Annotated in this window: 12 protein-coding genes; all 12 read left to right on the forward strand. The window is 67.0% G+C overall.

Annotated features, from left to right (window positions below):
* Positions 1 to 2 precede the first annotated feature (2 nt).
* On the forward strand, positions 3 to 2750 hold the full coding sequence (gene glnE, locus ACQ4MJ_RS22435; protein ID WP_431151221.1) for a bifunctional [glutamate--ammonia ligase]-adenylyl-L-tyrosine phosphorylase/[glutamate--ammonia-ligase] adenylyltransferase: 2748 nt from the start codon (positions 3 to 5) through the stop codon (positions 2748 to 2750).
* Positions 2751 to 2855: 105 nt separating this feature from the next.
* Complete coding sequence (locus ACQ4MJ_RS22440; protein ID WP_176887534.1) at positions 2856 to 3584, forward strand: TetR/AcrR family transcriptional regulator; 729 nt, start codon at positions 2856 to 2858, stop codon at positions 3582 to 3584.
* Positions 3581 to 5017, forward strand: coding sequence for an efflux transporter outer membrane subunit (locus tag ACQ4MJ_RS22445; protein ID WP_431151220.1), 1437 nt, complete (start codon positions 3581 to 3583; stop codon positions 5015 to 5017). Before ACQ4MJ_RS22440 ends, ACQ4MJ_RS22445 begins: the two co-directional genes overlap by 4 nt.
* A 72-nt stretch (positions 5018 to 5089) precedes the next feature.
* Positions 5090 to 6289 (forward strand): efflux RND transporter periplasmic adaptor subunit, encoded by a 1200-nt coding sequence (locus ACQ4MJ_RS22450; RefSeq protein WP_431151219.1) that lies wholly within the window; start codon positions 5090 to 5092, stop codon positions 6287 to 6289.
* A gap of 12 nt (positions 6290 to 6301) precedes the next feature.
* Positions 6302 to 9409, forward strand: coding sequence for an efflux RND transporter permease subunit (locus ACQ4MJ_RS22455; RefSeq protein ID WP_431151218.1), 3108 nt, complete (start codon positions 6302 to 6304; stop codon positions 9407 to 9409).
* Between the two features lie 92 nt (positions 9410 to 9501).
* Complete coding sequence (locus tag ACQ4MJ_RS22460) at positions 9502 to 10707, forward strand: HD-GYP domain-containing protein (protein ID WP_431151217.1); 1206 nt, start codon at positions 9502 to 9504, stop codon at positions 10705 to 10707.
* Positions 10708 to 11029: 322 nt separating this feature from the next.
* The gene (locus ACQ4MJ_RS22465) at positions 11030 to 11623 is read left to right on the forward strand and encodes a glutathione peroxidase (protein ID WP_431151216.1); all 594 of its coding nucleotides are present in this window, start codon (positions 11030 to 11032) and stop codon (positions 11621 to 11623) included.
* A 244-nt stretch (positions 11624 to 11867) separates the two neighbouring features.
* The gene (locus tag ACQ4MJ_RS22470; protein ID WP_431151215.1) at positions 11868 to 13187 is read left to right on the forward strand and encodes an NAD(P)/FAD-dependent oxidoreductase; all 1320 of its coding nucleotides are present in this window, start codon (positions 11868 to 11870) and stop codon (positions 13185 to 13187) included.
* Positions 13184 to 13975, forward strand: coding sequence for a DUF1365 domain-containing protein (locus ACQ4MJ_RS22475; protein WP_431151214.1), 792 nt, complete (start codon positions 13184 to 13186; stop codon positions 13973 to 13975). The genes ACQ4MJ_RS22470 and ACQ4MJ_RS22475 overlap by 4 nt, the downstream gene beginning before the upstream one ends.
* Before the next feature lie 26 nt (positions 13976 to 14001).
* Complete coding sequence (locus ACQ4MJ_RS22480) at positions 14002 to 15225, forward strand: class I SAM-dependent methyltransferase (RefSeq protein WP_431153149.1); 1224 nt, start codon at positions 14002 to 14004, stop codon at positions 15223 to 15225.
* 89 nt (positions 15226 to 15314) lie between these two features.
* Entirely contained in the window at positions 15315 to 15812 is a 498-nt protein-coding gene (locus ACQ4MJ_RS22485; RefSeq protein WP_121421602.1) for a chalcone isomerase family protein, read from the forward strand.
* The gene (locus ACQ4MJ_RS22490) at positions 15809 to 17104 is read left to right on the forward strand and encodes an MFS transporter (protein ID WP_431151213.1); all 1296 of its coding nucleotides are present in this window, start codon (positions 15809 to 15811) and stop codon (positions 17102 to 17104) included. Before ACQ4MJ_RS22485 ends, ACQ4MJ_RS22490 begins: the two co-directional genes overlap by 4 nt.
* Positions 17105 to 17121: the final 17 nt, after the last annotated feature.

Here is a 17121-nt window from a genome sequence, read left to right on the forward strand (position 1 = left end):
CCATGTCGATCCCGTATCCTGAATCCCCCTGCAATCCCTCCGCGACCTTTGTTCACGGGGCCGCGCACTCGCGTTTCTATCAGCGCCTGCATCGCCGCTACGAGGCTGACCTGCTGCTCCTGCCGCCCGGTGTTCCCCGGTGGCCCAGCATGGAGCAGGCCTACGACGCGCTGCGCGCACGCGGTTGTGACACGGGCACCGCGCTCCGGGTGCTGCGCCAGCTGGTCATGGAGCGGCTGATCCCGATGGACTGCGAGACGCAGGCTCCGCTGGCGGACATTACCAGCGCGGTCACCGAGCTGGCCGAGCTGGCGCTGGACAGGGCCAGCCAACACGCCCGCCAGGAGCTGGACGAGCGCCACGGCGCGCCGCGCGGGCCGGACGGCCAGCCCGTGCAGCTGTGGATCATCGGCATGGGCAAGCTCGGTGCCCGCGAACTGAACGTCTCCAGCGACATCGACCTGATCTACGTGTACGAGCACGATGGCGAAACGGCGGGCACGGCTGATGGCCGGGGGCGCATCTCGAACCACGAATACTTTGCACGTGCGGTCAAGGCCATCTACAGCCTGGTGGGCGACACCACCGAACACGGATTTGTGTTCCGCGTGGACCTGGCGCTGCGCCCCAATGGCAACTCTGGCCCGCCTTCGGTCTCGTTGTCGGCGCTGGAGGAATACCTGCAGCTGCATGGGCGCGAGTGGGAGCGTTTTGCCTGGCTCAAGAGCCGCGTGGTGGCACCGCGTGATTGCATTGCCAGCCCTGAGGTTCAGGCGCTGCGCGGTGTGGTGCTGCCCTTTGTGTTCCGCCGCTACCTGGACTACAGCGTGTTCGATGCGCTGCGGGTGCTGCACCGCCAGATCCGGGACCATGCCGCCAAGCGCAGCGCGGGCCACCCGGAGCGCGCCAACGACGTCAAGCTCTCGCGCGGCGGCATTCGTGAGATCGAGTTCACGGTTCAGCTGCTGCAGGTGGTGCGGGGCGGCCAGTTCCCCGAGTTGCGCCGCCGCCCTACGCTTGATGCGCTCACCCGCCTGTCCCAGGCGGGGCTGATGCCGCAGGAAACGGCCGATGCGCTCGCGCGGGCCTACGTCTTCTTGCGCCGTGTGGAGCACCGCATCCAGTACCTGGATGACCAGCAGACCCATGTGCTGCCCACGCGCGATGACGATCTGGCGTGGATCGCGCACACCCTGGGGTATCCCGATTGCTGCGCCTTCCTGCACGAGCTGGACGCACACCGTGAACTGGTGGCCCAGGAATTCGACACCCTGCTGGGCGGGGCGGGCAAGAAGCAGTGCAATGGCGGAGGCTGTGGCGGCCCCCGCGCTGCGGCAGCAGCCCCCCCCGAATTCGACACGCTGCTGGAGCAGTTACCGCCCGGATTTCGCGAGCGCGTTGCCGAATGGCGCAACCACCCGCGCGTGGCGGGGCTGCGCGACGAAGCCCGTGCCCGCCTGTTCCGGCTGGTGCAACGCACCGCACAGTGGCTCAAGGAAGGCCGCGTCACCGAAGAGGCCGCCCTGCGCCTTGCCAACTGGCTGGAGCCGCTGCTGCGCCGCGAGAGCTATCTGGCGCTGCTGCTGGAGCGCCCCTCTGTGCACGAGCAATTGCTGCACCTCCTGGGTGCGGCCAAATGGCCCGCCCGCTACCTGCTGCAGCACCCCGGCGTCATCGATGAACTGGTGGGGGATTCGCTGCTCGCCGAACGTTTTGTGGTGGCCGACTTCGAGCGCGAACTGGCCGTGCGGCTCGCGTCGCTGCAGTCCACGGGCGAGGACGATGACGAAACCTTGCTCAACCTGCTGCGCCGTGCCCAGCACGCGGAAACCTTCCGCACCCTCGCGCGCGACGTGGAGCGGCGCATCACCGTCGAGCAGGTGGCGGATGACCTGTCCGCCCTGGCTGACAGCGTGCTGCGCATCACGGCCCAGTGGTGCTGGAGCCGGCTCAAGACGCGCCACCGCGAGAGCCCGCAATTCGCCATCATTGGCTACGGCAAGCTGGGCGGCAAGGAACTGGGCTACGGCAGTGACCTAGACATCGTCTTTGTGTTCGATGACGACGACGAACGCGCCCCCGAGGTCTACGCGGCCTTTGTGCGCAAGCTCATCAACTGGCTCACCGTGAAGACGGGCGAGGGCGATCTGTACGAGATCGACACTGCGTTGCGGCCCAATGGCAGCTCAGGTCTGCTGGTCACGAGCTTCGAGGCCTACGCCAACTACCAGCAGCGCCGGGGCAGCAACACCGCGTGGACCTGGGAGCACCAGGCCATGACACGCGCGCGTTTTGTGATGGGCAGCGAGGCCTTGCAGGCGCGCTTCGATGCCGTGCGGGAGGCCGTTATCACCTCCGAACGCGACCCTGCCGCCCTGCGTGAGGAGATCGTGGCCATGCGCGAGCGTGTGCGCGCAGCGCACCCCACGCGCGACGGGCAGTTTGATGTGAAACACAGTCCGGGTGGCATGGTGGATGCGGAGTTTGCCGTGCAGTACCTGGTGCTCTCGCAGTCTGCAAACCACCCGGAGCTGGTGGGCAATGTGGGCAACATCGCGCTGCTGCAGCGCGCCGAGCAGGTGGGGCTGTTGCCCCCTGGCGTGGGTGTGGCGGCTGCGGATGCGTACCGCGAACTGCGGCGCGTGCAACACGTGGCGCGCCTGGACGAGGCGCCCACCCAGGTTGCCCCCCCCGCACTGCAGGCCGAGCGCGATGCGGTGCTGGCCCTGTGGAGGTCCGTGTTCGGTTGAGTCGCACCAAGGTGTGACGTTTTGTTGCATTTTTGCGGGCTGAATTTTCCGCGTGGCATCGCTAATTCAAACGGTTGTTTGAATTCTGGTGTGTAATCCGGTGCCATGAGTTTCGGCGCCCATTTCATTCCCGCAGCCCAGCGCACCGCCCGCAGTGATGGAGAAGACACGCGCGTGCGCCTGCTGCGCGCCGCGCTGCAGCTGTTTTCCGAGCGGGGCTTTGCACAGACCTCGGTGCGCGCCATTGCCGAAGCCGCCGGCACCAACGTGGCAGCGATCGCCTACCATTTTGGCGACAAGGCGCGCCTCTACACAGCCACGTTCTACGAGCCCTTCGGCAGCGGCAGCGACCTCATCCCGGTGTTTGCCGACCCTGCGCTGACCTTGCAGCAGGCGCTGGCCGCCTACTTCGGTGGCTTTCTGGAGCCGCTCAAGCACGATGACCTTGTTACCCAGTCGCTGCGCTTGCATGTGCGCGAGCTGCTGGACCCCACCCATGTGTGGCCCGAGCTCATCGAGCGCGAGTGCCGGGCCCCCCATCTGGCGCTGGTCCAAGTGCTGTGCCGCCACATGGGCGTGGCCGCAGCGGACGACGACATGCATCGCCTCGCCTTCTCGCTGGCCGGGCTGGTTATGCAGATGTGGACCCAGCGCGACCCGCTGCAGGCTATTGCACCGCAGCTGGCGGGGTCTGGGGCTGTGGACGAATGGGTGGACCGGCTGACCGGTTACGCCCTGAGCATGGTGCAGGGCGAGATCGCCAGGCGGCAGGCCGTACAACAGCCCGCGCGCCGCAGTACTTCACGGAATTCGCACAAGGAATCCAACGCATGACTTTGAGCAAGACCCGATTCTTCTGGGCCACCTGCCTGCCCCTGGCCCTGGGCGCCTGTGCCATCACAGCGCCCCCCGCCCAAGTGCCCACCACTCCGCCTGTGGCGTGGCAGGCGCCCTTGCCGCACCAGGGCTCGCTGGGGGATCTGACCCGATGGTGGACGCAGCTGGGCGACCCGCTGCTTGTGGAGTTGATCGACGCGGCCCAGGCCGTCAGCCCCGGTGTGGCGCAGGCCCAATCCCGCATTGCGCAGGCCCGGGCCACGCAGGTGGCCAGCCGCGCCGCCCTGCTGCCGTCGCTCGATGCGCAGGCCAGCGCCAGCCGGGGTTTCAACGAACAGCTTGCAGGCATCGCGACCACGGCGCAGGCCGGGCTGCAGGCGAGCTGGGAGATTGACCTTTTTGGTGCGAACCGCGCGACCAAGACCGCTGCCGATGAGCGGCTGGCGGGCGCACAGGCGCTGTGGCACGAGGCGCGCGTGAGCGTGGCCGGCGAGGTGGCGCAGCAGACGAGCAGCCTGCGCACCTGCCTGGAGCAGCTGCGCGTGGCCGAGCGCGATGCGCAGTCGCGTGGCGAAACCTCGCGCCTGTCAGGTCTTAGCGAACGCGCCGGCTTCACGGCGCCCGCCACGGCTGCCCTGGCCCGTGCCAGTGCCGCCGAAGCGCAGGCGCGTGCATCGCAGCAGCGCATGCAGTGCGACGTGGAGGTCAAGACCCTGGTGGCACTGACCGGGTGGGAGGAGTCGGCGCTGCGGTCGCGCCTGTCCACGCCTGCCGCCGCAGCCCCCGACACCCTGTTCGCCGTCGCCACGCTACCCGCCCAGGTGCTGGCCCAGCGCCCTGATGTGTACAACGCCGAGCGCGAAGTCGCCGCTGCCAGTGCCGAAGTGGGCAGCGCCCAGGCCCAGCGTTACCCGCGCCTGTCTCTCAGCGGCTCGGTGGGCACGGCGTGGGTGCGCAGCGGTGGCGTGACCACCGACCTGAACACCTGGACCATCGGCCCGCTGGCGCTCAGCGTGCCGCTGTTCGATGGTGGCCGGCGCGGCGCGCAGGTGGACGCGGCGCAGGCGCGCTATGACGAAGCCGCCGCGCTCTACCGCGCCAAGGTGCGCCAGGCCGTGAGCGAGGTCGAACAGGCGCTGGTGCGGCTGCAGAGCACGGCCGAGCGCAGCACCAGCGCGCGAACGGCGGCTGCGGGCTATCGCACATCTTTCGATGCCACCGAAGCGCGCTGGCGCGGCGGCCTGGCGAGTCTGGTGGAGCTGGAAGACGCGCGGCGCACGTCCTTGGCGGCCGAGAACGCGCTGATTGCGCTGCAGCATGAACGCCAGGCCGCCTGGGTTGCGCTGTACCGCGCCGCTGGCGGTGGATGGGACGGGCAGACCACCACCACGGCAGCCTCCCCTTCTGCTGCGGCTACCGCCGCACGCTGAATGAAAAACCGGGGGGGTGGGCTGATCGCTCACCCTTTCTCCTGACACCGACTGGATGAACGGATACACACAATGCAAACGCAAGGTTTCAAGATTTCTCCCACGGCCTTCGCCGTTATCGCTGCCTGCGCACTGGCCACCGGTGGCGCCCTGGTGTTCTCCAGCGCATCGCGCGCCGCCGATGAGCCCAAGGCCAGCCAGCCCCGCCCCGCGCTCACCGTGAGCACGGCCCAACCCCAGCGCACCTCGGTGCCCCTGCGCCTGGCGGCCAACGGCAATGTGGCCGCCTGGCAGGAGGCCAGCATTGGCGCCGAGAGCAACGGTCTGCGCCTGACCGACGTGCGTGTGAATGTGGGCGACGTGGTCAAGGCCGGCCAGGTGCTGGCAACTTTCTCTGCCGAAACCGTACAGGCCGATGTGGCCCAGGTCCGCGCCAGCCTGCTCGAAGCCCAGGCCAATGCGGCCGAAGCCGCTGCCAATGCCGACCGGGCCCGCTCGCTGCAGGCCACGGGCGCCTTGAGCCAGCAGCAGATCCAGCAGTACACAACGGCCGAGAAGACCGCGCAGGCTCGCGTGGAGGCGGCCAAGGCCACGCTGAACGCACAGCAGTTGCGTCTGAAGTACACCCAGGTGGTGGCGCCCGACAGCGGCGTGATCTCGGCCCGCACGGCCACCGTGGGCGCGGTGGTGGGCGCGGGCACCGAGCTGTTCCGCATGGTGCGCAAGGGGCGCCTCGAATGGCGCGCCGAAGTCACGTCTACCGAGCTGCGCCGGATTGCGCCGGGCGCCAAGGTCAGCGTGACGGCGGCCAGTGGTGCGGTGGCAGAAGGCACGGTGCGCATGATTGCGCCGACGGTGGACCCGCAGACGCGTAATGCGCTGGTGTACGTTGATCTACCCCTGAACACAGACTTCCGTGCGGGCATGTTTGCGCGGGGTGAGTTCGCGCTGGGCGCCAGCGATGCACTCACCGTGCCACAAGAGGCGCTGGTGGTGCGCGACGGCTTCTCGTACGTGTTTGTGGTGGGTGCCGAGCAGCGTGTGCAAATGCGCAAGGTGCAGACGGGCCGCCGCGTGGCTGACCGGGTCGAGGTGCTCTCGGGTCTGGACGCGAATGCCTCGGTAGCGGTGCGTGGCGCTGGCTTCCTGAACGACGGTGACCTGGTGCGGGTGGTGAGCACGCCGCCCGCCAGCAGCACCTCGCAAGCTCCGGATTTCAAGCAAAAAATGGCTCTAGCGCTTACCAATAAAGCGCAAACGGCTATCAATTGAGGAGCATTCGACATGAATGTATCCACCTGGTCGATCAAGAACCCCATACCGGCGCTGATGCTGTTTGTGCTGCTGACCTTCGGCGGCCTGCTGTCGTTCAACGCCATGAAGGTGCAGAACTTTCCGGACATTGACCTGCCCACGATCTCCGTGACCGTGGCGCTGCCCGGCGCCTCGCCCGCGCAGCTCGAAAACGATGTGGCGCGCAAGATTGAAAACAGCATCGCCACGCTGCAAGACCTGAAACACATCTACACCAAGGTGCAGGACGGCGGCGCCACCATCACGGCCGAGTTCCGCCTGGAAAAGCCTACGCAGGAAGCGCTGGACGACGTGCGCTCTGCCGTGGCCCGCGTGCGCGGTGACCTGCCTGGCGACGTGCGCGACCCCATCGTGACCAAGATGGACCTGGCCGCGCAGCCGGTGCTCGCGTTCACTATTGCCTCCACCCGCATGGACGACGAGGCGCTGTCCTGGTTTGTGGACGATGCCGTGGCCAAGAAGCTGCTCACGGTGCGGGGTGTGGGCGCGGTCAACCGCGTGGGCGGTGTGCAGCGTGAGGTGCATGTGTTGCTCGACCCGCTCAAGCTGCAGGCGTTGAACGCCACGGCGGCCGATGTCTCGCGCCAGCTGCGGCTGGTGCAGACCGAAAGTGCCGGTGGCCGCACCGACCTGGGCGGCAGCGAACAGCCGGTACGCACCCTGGCCACGGTGCAGTCGGCGCAGGAGCTCGCAGGGCTCACGCTGGCACTGTCCGACGGCCGCCATGTGCGGCTCGATCAGGTGGCCACGGTGACAGACACGATTGCCGAGCCGCGCGCCCTGGCCCTGCTCAACGGCAAGCCCGTGGTGGGCTTCGAGGTTGCGCGCAGCAAGGGTGCGAGCGAGGTGGAAGTCGGCTCTGCGGTGCAGGCGGCCCTCAAGGAAATTCGCGAACAGCACCCCGATCTGGAGATCACCGAAGCTTTCAACTTTGTGCAGCCTGTGCAGGAGGAGTACGACGGCTCCATGCACCTGCTGTACGAAGGCGCGTTGCTGGCCGTGCTGGTAGTGTGGCTCTTTTTGCGCGACTGGCGCGCCACGTTCGTGTCGGCTGTGGCGCTGCCGCTGTCGGTGATCCCGGCGTTCATCGGCATGCACTGGCTGGGCTTCTCGATCAACGTGATCACGCTGCTGGCGCTGTCGCTGGTGGTGGGCATTTTGGTGGATGACGCCATCGTGGAAGTGGAGAACATCGTGCGCCACCTGCGCATGGGCAAGACGCCCTACCAGGCGGCCATGGAGGCGGCCGACGAAATTGGCCTGGCCGTGGTGGCCACCACGTTCACACTGATTGCGGTGTTTTTGCCCACCGCGTTCATGAGCGGCATTGCGGGCAAGTTCTTCAAGCAGTTCGGCTGGACGGCGTCGCTGGCGGTCTTTGCCAGCCTGGTGGTGGCGCGGGTGCTGACACCCATGATGGCGGCCTACATACTCAAACCCATCGTGGACACGCACAAGGACCCGCGCTGGATGACGGTGTACCTGCGCTGGGCGGCCTGGTGCATCAAACACCGCTGGATGACCTTCATTGCCACAGCAGCGTTTTTCATCGGTTCGCTGGCGCTGATCCCGCTGCTGCCCACGGGCTTCATCCCGGCCGATGACAACTCGCAGACCCAGGTTTACCTGGAGCTGCCACCTGGCGCCACGCTGGCCCAGACCCGCGCCGTGGCCGAGGACGCGCGCCAGCGCATCGCCAAGGTGGACCATGTGCAAAGCGTGTACACCACCATCGGTGGGGGCTCGGCCGGTGGCGACCCGTTCATGGGCAGCGCCAATGCTGAAACGCGCAAGGCCACGCTCACCATCTTGCTGGCCGAGCGCGGCGACCGGCCGCGCAAGCAGGGCATCGAGAACCAGATCCGTGCCGCGCTGGAGACGCTGCCGGGCGTGCGCAGCAAGGTGGGCCTGGGGGGCTCCGGCGAGAAGTACGTGCTGGTGCTCTCGGGCGACGACCCGCAGGCGCTGACCTCGGCCGCGCTGGCGGTCGAGAAGGACCTGCGCACCATCCCGGGCCTGGGCAGCATCTCTTCCACCGCCAGCCTGGTGCGCTCCGAGATCGCGGTGCGCCCGGACTTTGCGCGCGCCGCCGACCTGGGGGTGACCAGCAGCGCGATTGCCGAAACGCTGCGCATTGCGACCGTGGGCGACTACGACGTGTCGCTGCCCAAGCTCAACCTGGCCTCGCGCCAAGTGCCGATCGTGGTCAAGCTGCAGGACGACGCGCGCAAGGACCTGTCGCTGCTGGAGCGCCTGTCGGTGCCGGGCAGCAAAGGCCCAGTGATGCTGGGCCAGGTGGCCACGCTCGAGTTCAGCGGCGGACCGGCCGTGGTGGACCGGTATGACCGCGCGCGCAATGTCAACTTTGAGATCGAGCTGTCAGGCCAGCCGCTGGGCGACGTGACGAAGGCGGTCGAAGCGCTGCCCTCCATCCAGAACCTGCCGCCGGGCGTGCGCCAGATCACCATTGGCGATGCCGAAATGATGGGGGAGCTGTTCGCCAGCTTCGGCCTGGCCATGCTGACCGGGGTGTTGTGCATCTACATCGTGCTGGTGCTGCTGTTCAAGGACTTCCTCCACCCGGTCACCATCCTGGCGGCGCTGCCGCTGTCGCTAGGCGGGGCGTTCGTGGGCCTGCTGATCGCGCAGAAGAGCTTCTCGATGCCCTCGCTCATCGGGCTGATCATGCTTATGGGCATTGCCACCAAGAACTCCATCCTGTTGGTGGAATACGCCATCCTGGCGCGGCGCGAGCATGGCATGACGCGCTTTGAGGCACTGATCGACGCTTGCCACAAGCGCGCACGGCCCATCATCATGACCACGCTGGCCATGGGTGCGGGGATGATGCCGATTGCGCTGGGCATTGGTGCGGCGGATGCCAGCTTTCGCTCGCCCATGGCGGTGGCGGTGATTGGCGGGCTGATCACGTCCACGCTGTTGAGCCTGCTGGTCATCCCCGCCGTGTTCACGGGGGTGGATGATCTGGGGCAGTGGTTTGGTCGCATGCTGCGGCGCTTGCGAGGTGCCCACCCCGTGCCCGCCCCAGAGGCGCCCGCTACACCCCCAGCGGGATGATGGAGACCGGTGGTTGCTTGAAAAAGCAGGCAATCCCCGGGGTTGCCCCGGCTTAGCCGGGCGTGTGGTCGTTAGATAATGTAACGACCACCATGAACCTCGTCAGCCTGAACATCGAATCCATCCAGCTGGGCCACCCTCTGCCGTTTGTGCTGCGGGGTGCTGATGGCGTGTTGCTGGCGCAAAAAGGCTATGTCATCCGTACTCGGGAAGAGCTGGCCAAGATGGTGGGCCGGGGGCGGCAGCTGTGTGTGGATACCGATGAGTCCGGTGACAGCCACCGGGCCTACCTCGCGCAATTGCAGCGCATGCTGATCGCCGACACCAACCTGGGCGAAATTGCCGCGATGAAGATGACGGCGGCCGACGACGCAGGAGGGCGGGGCCGCACTGGCAAGACGCTGCCTGACTGGCCCGAACTGCAGTTGCGTGCCACACAGTTGCTGCGTGCACCTTCGCCCGCTGATTTTGGCGGGCGCTTCCAGACGCTGCACGACGAGCTGGCCCGCCACTGCGAGCAGACGCCCGACGCGACGCTGCTGGGCCTGATTTACCTGTCTGCGCAGGAAACGCGCATGTACAGCGCCACGCATTCGATGCTGGTGTGCTGTGTGTGCATGGTGGTGGCGCGCGAGATGCTGCGCTGGCCCGCCTCCCGCGTGCAGCAGCTGGGCCACGCGGCGCTCTCCATGAACATAGCCATGTGCGAGCTGCAGGACCAGCTGGCCCAGCAGACCCATCCGCTCACCGCCCAGCAGATTGCGGCGGTCGAGAGTCATGCGGAGCGTTCTGAGGCGCTGCTGCGCACGCTTGGCGTGGCCGACCCGGTGTGGCTGGAGGCGGTGCGCTGCCACCACCACCGCACCCCCGGCCCGCTGGCCAAGAAGACGGAACCCCAGCAAATGGCCCGCCTGCTGCAGCGTGCCGACATTTTTGGCGCCCGCATGGCACCTCGCGCGGCCCGGTTGCCCATGCCCGTCACGGCGGCCATGCAGGCCAGCTACTACGACGAAGAGCACCAGGTGGACGAGGCTGGTGCCGCGCTCGTCAAGACCCTGGGTGTATACCCGCCCGGGGCCTTCGTGCGGCTGGCCAGCCAGGAGGTGGGCGTGGTCGTTCGCCGGGGCACCACGGCCACCACGCCCAAGGTGGCGGTGGTGACCAACCGTGACGGCATGCCCACGGGCGAGCCCATTCCGCGTGACACCGGCATGCCCCCCTGGAAGGTCACGGGCGTGGTGGCTTTCAAGGACGTGAGAGTCAAGCTCTCGCTGGACCGCCTGCTCAACCTGGTCTGACCCCGCGCCGGGCTGCGGGCGCATCCCCCCACCTGCAGCGGGTGGGCTGGCACAGGCCCACGCCACCCAACGGCGCCCAGCGCCACTGGCGGGCAGCTTGTGCCCGGAACTCCCCCTCTCTTGCCACCACGACGGCAAACCTTCAGCCGTGCGACGCCTGTCGCCCCGTTCCCGTGCGCGCCCGCAATACCCCTTACTTTTGCAGGACTTTGAATCCGAGCGGTTCGCATTCCCGTAAACCAATCAGTCCAAATAAAAACTCATGTGGACAAAAAATGATGGAATGGTTAAATTGCCCATACCCACTGCGATCCCAAGTCCTATGAACACCTCTAACAGACGCTTTCTTTCGGCCGCCAGCCTTTTGTTGCTGGTCGCGGTGGCGGTCGGCTATGCCCCCCCGGTCCGCGCGGCGGGTTCCGAAAGCTGCCCGGCCACGCTGCAGCACACGTTTGCGAGGTTGCAGGACGAAAAGCCTCAGTCGCTGTGCCAGTACAGCGGCAAAGTGGTGCTGGTGGTGAACACGGCCAGCTTCTGTGGCTTTACGGGCCAGTACAAGGGGTTGGAGGATCTGTACGCCCGCTACAAAGACAAGGGCCTGGTGGTGCTGGGCTTCCCGTCCAACGACTTTGCCCAGGAAAAAGGCAGCAACAAGGAGATTGCTGACTTCTGCGAAAACACGTTCGGCGTGAAATTTCCGATGTTTGCCAAGAGCAGCGTGAAGGGCCCCGAGGCTTCGCCGTTGTTCCAGCAACTGGCGCAGCTGTCGGGCACAGCGCCGCGCTGGAACTTCCACAAATACCTGCTGGGCCGCGACGGCAATCTGGTGGACAGCTACTCCAGCCTGACCGCCCCAGACAACAAAGGCCTGGTGCGGGCCATCGAACAACAGCTGAACCAGCCTGTGCCCCGGTGACCGCCATGACTTCTTTACATTTCTTGAAAAAAAATACAGTGAGCCTCTGGAACTTCGCCAGCGTGACCCCACTCTATCCATTGCGCAAGACGATTGCGCAGCGTACAGTTTTAACGTTGCGAAGCCTTTCGGGCCCCCGGGTTCCGACTGACCTCCTGGAGCGCTTCTCCTCCCTCCCTCTCTTATTCGTTTCGGGACGCTTCGCAACCTTTTTATTCCGTGTACCGGCCAGAGGGAGCCGGTCATGAAAATCGCCATCATCGGCTCCGGCATCTCGGGGCTCTCGGTCGCGCACCAGCTGCGCGGCCAGGCGGACATCACACTGTTTGAGGCAGGCGACTACTTCGGCGGGCACACCCACACCGTCGATGTCACGCTACCCGATGCCTCGGGTACCCCCGTCACCCACGGGGTGGACACCGGCTTTCTGGTGTTCAACGAGCGCACCTACCCCCACCTGATCCGCCTGCTGGCCGAGCTGGGCGTGGAGACCGCCAAGTCGGACATGTCGTTCTCGGTGCGGGTGCCGGGCGCCTTGAGCGGCCCTGGCGGCGGCCGCGCGCTGGAGTGGAGCGGCACCAACCTCAGCACAGTGTTTGCCCAGCGCTCCAACCTGGTCAACCCGCGCTTTTTGGGCATGCTGCGCGACCTGCTGCGCTTCAACAAGCTGTGCACGCGCATCGCAGAGAAACAGGCCGAGGCGGCGCTGATGCAGCCGCTGGGCGATTTCTTGCGCGAGCACCGCTTTGGCGATGCGTTCCGCGACTGGTACTTCTTGCCCATGCTGGGCTGCATCTGGAGCTGCCCCACCGACCAGATGCTGAAATTCCCCGTGGCCACCATGATCCGGTTCTGCCACAACCACGGCCTCATCCAGGTGAGCAATCGCCCGCAGTGGTGGACGGTGTCTGGCGGTGCTCGCCACTACGTGGACAAGATCGTGGCGGGCATCGCCGACAAGCGCCTGAACACCCCTGTGCGCCGCATCGAGCGCGATGCCGCCGGTGTGCGCGTGGTGACGGCTGGCTACACCGAACACTTTGACAAGGTGGTGCTGGCTACCCATTCCGACCAGTCCCTGGCGCTGCTGGCCCAGCCCACGCCGCACGAGCGCGCGGTGCTGGGTTCTATTCGCTACCAGGCCAACCGCGCCGTGCTGCACACCGATACTTCCGTGCTGCCCGAGCGCCGCGCCGCCTGGGCCGCGTGGAACTACGAACGTGCCCCGCAGCGCAGCCGCGAGTCGGCCCGCGTGTGCCTGCACTACCTCATCAACCAGTTGCAGCCCGTGCCCTTTGCGCAGCCTGTGGTGGTGTCGCTCAACCCGGTGCGCGACATTGCGCCTGAGCACGTGATCGGCAGCTACGAATACGCCCATCCGGTGTTCGACATGGCTGCCATCCGCGCGCAGCAGCAGGTGGGCAAGCTGCAGGGGCAGCAGCACACCTGGTTCTGCGGCGCCTGGACGGGCTATGGCTTTCACGAGGATGGCCTCAAATCCGGCCTGGCCGTGGCCGAGCAACTGCTGGCGGCCCTGCCAGCGCCTTTGGCGGAGGCTGCGTGAGCAACGCGCCGGCTCCCACCGCAGCGCCCCTCATCGGCTTCGGCCAAGTGCGCCACACGCGGCTGCGGCCCCGGCGGCATGCGTTTGCCTACCCCACGTTTTTCCTCATGCTGCCCATGCGCAGCCTGAGCGGCACGCACACACCGCTGGCGGTGAACCGCAGCGGCGCCATTAGCTTCCATGACGTGGACCACGGCGACGGCCGCAGTGCCGCGCAGGGCGGGGCGCTGGCCTGGCTCGATGAGCTGCTGCCCACCGAAGGCATCACCGATGCCACGGGTGAGGTGTGGCTGCACTGCTACCCGCGTGTGTTGGGCTACACCTTCAAGCCCGTGAGCTTCTGGTACTGCCACCGCGCCGACGGCCACCTGCGCGCCATCGTGGTGGAGGTCAACAACACCTTTGGCGAGCGCCACTGCTACCTGCTCGATGCGCCGCAGTACGGCGTGGAACAGCAGGCGCGCAAGGTGTTCCACGTCTCGCCGTTCTGCGAGGTGAACGGGGGCTACCGGTTCCGCTTCATGCGCACCGAGGCGGGGGCGCAGGACGCGGGCCGCACTGTGGTGCGCATCGACCACGACGACGACACCGGCCCACTCCTCCAGACCAGCGTGAGCGGCACCTTGCAGGCCATCACCCCGCAGACCCTGCGCCAGGCGCTCTGGGGCTACCCCGCCATGACGCTGGCCATCATTGCCCGCATTCACTGGCACGCGCTGCAGCTGTGGCTCAAGCGCGTGCGTTTCCACCGCAAGCCCGAGGCGCCTGCATCCATCGTGACCCGCTGAATTCCATGACGAACGAGAACGCCGCCATGAACTCCACCACCGCCCCCCGCACCGCCCTGGCCCTGCCCGCAGGCACCCCGGCTGCAGCCCGCACGGCGCTCAAGCTGCTGCAGCGCCTGCAGCATGGCCACCTCACGGTCCAGCTGCCCGACGGCACCTTGCAGCACTTCGGGCATGGCAACGGCCCCTCGGCCGCGATCACGCTCAAGAACTGGAACGTGTGCAGCGCCGCGCTCAAGTCCGGCGACATCGGCTTTGCCGAGTGCTACATCGCGGGCGACTGGACCACGCCGCACCTGACCGACCTGCTCAAGCTCTTCATCGCCAACCGCCAGCAGGTGGAAGGCGTGATCTACGGCACCTGGGCGGGCCGGCTGCTGTACCGCATCAAGCACCTGCTCAACCGCAACACGCGCGCCAACAGCCAGAAGAACATCCACGCCCACTACGACCTGGGCAATGCGTTCTACGAACTCTGGCTGGACGACACGATGAACTACTCGTCGGCCTGGTTCGAGGGCGATGCGGGCGGTGACATGCGTGCCGCACAGCACGCCAAGGTGCGCCGTGCGCTGCGCATGGCCGGCGTGCAGGCGGGCGACCGCGTGCTGGAGATCGGCTGCGGCTGGGGCGCCCTGGCCGAGATGGCGACCACCGAGTTCGGTGCATCCCTCACCGGCGTCACGCTCTCCACCGAGCAGCTGGCGTTTGCGCAGAAGCGCATGGCGGCGCACGGGGTGCAAGCCAAGGCCGACCTGCGCCTGCAGGACTACCGCGACATCCAGGACGGTCCGTACGACGCCATCTGTTCCATCGAGATGGTCGAGGCCGTGGGCCGCGAGTACTGGCCCACCTATTTCCAGTCGGTCAACCGCCTGCTCAAGCCCGGCGGCAAGGCCTGCATCCAAAGCATCGTCATCGACGACAGCCTGTTCGAGCGCTACATCAGCTCCACCGATTTCATCCAGCAGTACATCTTCCCCGGCGGTTGCCTGCCCTGCCCGCGCGAATTCCGCCGCGAGGCCGAGGCCGCAGGCCTGCGCGTGGTCGACGAGTTTGCGTTTGGCCAGGACTACGCCGAAACCCTCAAGCGCTGGCGCGAGCGCTTTCTGGCGCAGCGCACGCAAATCCTGCAGCTGGGGTTTGACCAGCGCTTCCTGCACATCTGGGAGTTCTACCTGGCGTACTGCGAAGCGGCATTTGCGATGAGCAACATCGACCTGGTGCAGTACACGCTGGCGAAGGATTGAATGCTATGAAAAACATAGCTATTACCGCTTTATGGATAAGCGCTGGAGCCTTTTTTTATTCAAATTCCGCTATCGCGCAGGCCGTGCCAATGGCCCAGGCGGCAGAGTCGGCCACCGCCACGCCCCTGTCAGGCGTGCGCCTGGCGGGCCAGGGCGTGCTCCGGTTTCTGGGCTTCGAGATCTACCGCGCCCGCCTGTGGGTGCAGCCCGGCTTTGACGCAGACAACTACGGCGCCCAGCCGTTGGCGCTGGAGCTGACCTACCACCGCGACTTCACGGCCGAGGCCATCGCCAAACGCTCGCTGGAAGAGATGCGCCGCGTGGGCAGCTTCACGCCCCAACAGGCCACGCGCTGGCAGCAGGCGCTGCAGGCCGCGTTGCCGGATGTGAAGTCGGGCGACCGCCTGCTGGGCATTCACCAGCCGGGCGTGGGTGCGGTGTTCAAGATGGCGGGGCGTGTCGTCGGCGAGGTCCCGGACGCCGAGTTCTCGCGCCTGTTCTTTGGCATCTGGCTCTCGCCGCAGACCTCCGAACCCGGCCTGCGCCAGGAGCTGCTGGCCGCCACCCGCACTGCAGGCCAACCATGACCTCCACGCAGCCCATGCGCGCCGGCCACGGCCTGGCCTATGGGCTGCTGGGCCTGCCCCTGGCGTTTGTGGCGCTGCCGCTGTATGTGCTGCTGCCCAACCACTACGCGCGCGAATTTGGCATGCCGCTGGCCACGCTGGGCGCCGTGCTGCTGGCAGCGCGGCTGTTCGATGCGTTCACCGACCCGCTGCTGGGCCGCCTGGCCGACCACTTGTTTGGCCGCTCGGTGCGCGCCGTGCTGGCGGTGGGTGCGATGTCGGCGGCGGTGCTGGCACTGGGGTTGACCAGCCTGTTTTTTCCCCTGGTGCGCGGTGCCGATGCGCTCGTTGCCTGGGCGCTGGTGGCGCTGCTCATCACCTACGTCGCTTATAGCCAGCTCAGCATTGCGCACCAGTCCTGGGGTGCGCGCCTGGGAGGCGATGAATTGCAGCGCGGCCGCATCGTGGCCTGGCGCGAAGGTGCCGCACTGGTGGGCGTGGTGCTGGCCTCGGTGCTGCCTGCGCTGCTGGGCCTGCCGGTGATGCTCAGTGTGTTTGCCATCACCCTGCTGCTAGGCTGGTGGGCCTGGACCAGAGCCCCTCGCCCCGCAGCGCATGCGGGTGTCGCCGTGGCCGGTGTGTACCGCCCCCCGCAGCGCACCAGCCTGTGGCGGCCCTGGGGGCGCCCGGCCTTTCGCCGCCTGTTGGCCGTGTTCATGCTCAACGGGATTGCCAGCGCCATCCCGGCCACGCTGGTGCTGTTCTTCATCCAGGACCGCCTGCAGGCCCCGCCCGCGCAGGAGCCGATGTTCCTCGCTGCCTATTTCGTCTGCGCTGCGCTGTCCATCCCGCTGTGGCTGCGTGCCGTGGCGCGCTGGGGCCTGGCGCGCACCTGGCTCGCAGGCATGCTGCTGGCGATTGCCGTGTTTGTGTGGACTGCGTTTCTGGGCGCGGGTGACGTGGTGCCGTTCCTCGTCGTCTGTGCGCTGTCGGGCGTGGCCCTGGGCACCGACCTGGCCCTGCCCAGCGCCCTGCTGGCGGGCGTGATTGCCGCCGAGGGCGACAGCGGCCAGCACGAAGGCGCTTACTTCGGCTGGTGGAACTTTGCCACCAAGCTCAACCTGGCTTTGGCCGCAGGCCTCGCGTTGCCCCTGCTGGGCTGGTGGGGCTACACCCCCGGCACACGCAGCGAAGAAGGCCTGCAGACCCTGGGCTGGGCCTATGCCGTGTTGCCCTGTCTGCTCAAGCTGCTGGCAGCGGGGGCGCTGTATTGGTTGGTGCTTCGGCCTGCGCGCGGTGCAGCCAGTGCCTGATTTTTCAAGGGATGCCC

Source organism: Acidovorax facilis (genome assembly GCF_050626955.1).
Lineage (GTDB): Bacteria > Pseudomonadota > Gammaproteobacteria > Burkholderiales > Burkholderiaceae_C > Acidovorax > Acidovorax facilis.

Bases quoted from the DNA above. Each gene is read 5' to 3' on its own strand.
- glnE (WP_431151221.1), top strand. From the start codon at position 3: ATGTCGATCCCGTATCCTGAATCCCCCTGCAATCCCTCCGCGACCTTT.
- ACQ4MJ_RS22485 (WP_121421602.1), top strand. From the start codon at position 15,315: ATGGCCCAGGCGGCAGAGTCGGCCACCGCCACGCCCCTGTCAGGCGTG.
- ACQ4MJ_RS22465 (WP_431151216.1), top strand. From the start codon at position 11,030: ATGAACACCTCTAACAGACGCTTTCTTTCGGCCGCCAGCCTTTTGTTG.
- ACQ4MJ_RS22470 (WP_431151215.1), top strand. From the start codon at position 11,868: ATGAAAATCGCCATCATCGGCTCCGGCATCTCGGGGCTCTCGGTCGCG.
- ACQ4MJ_RS22460 (WP_431151217.1), top strand. From the start codon at position 9,502: ATGAACCTCGTCAGCCTGAACATCGAATCCATCCAGCTGGGCCACCCT.
- ACQ4MJ_RS22445 (WP_431151220.1), top strand. From the start codon at position 3,581: ATGACTTTGAGCAAGACCCGATTCTTCTGGGCCACCTGCCTGCCCCTG.
- ACQ4MJ_RS22480 (WP_431153149.1), top strand. From the start codon at position 14,002: ATGAACTCCACCACCGCCCCCCGCACCGCCCTGGCCCTGCCCGCAGGC.
- ACQ4MJ_RS22450 (WP_431151219.1), top strand. From the start codon at position 5,090: ATGCAAACGCAAGGTTTCAAGATTTCTCCCACGGCCTTCGCCGTTATC.
- ACQ4MJ_RS22455 (WP_431151218.1), top strand. From the start codon at position 6,302: ATGAATGTATCCACCTGGTCGATCAAGAACCCCATACCGGCGCTGATG.
- ACQ4MJ_RS22490 (WP_431151213.1), top strand. From the start codon at position 15,809: ATGACCTCCACGCAGCCCATGCGCGCCGGCCACGGCCTGGCCTATGGG.
- ACQ4MJ_RS22440 (WP_176887534.1), top strand. From the start codon at position 2,856: ATGAGTTTCGGCGCCCATTTCATTCCCGCAGCCCAGCGCACCGCCCGC.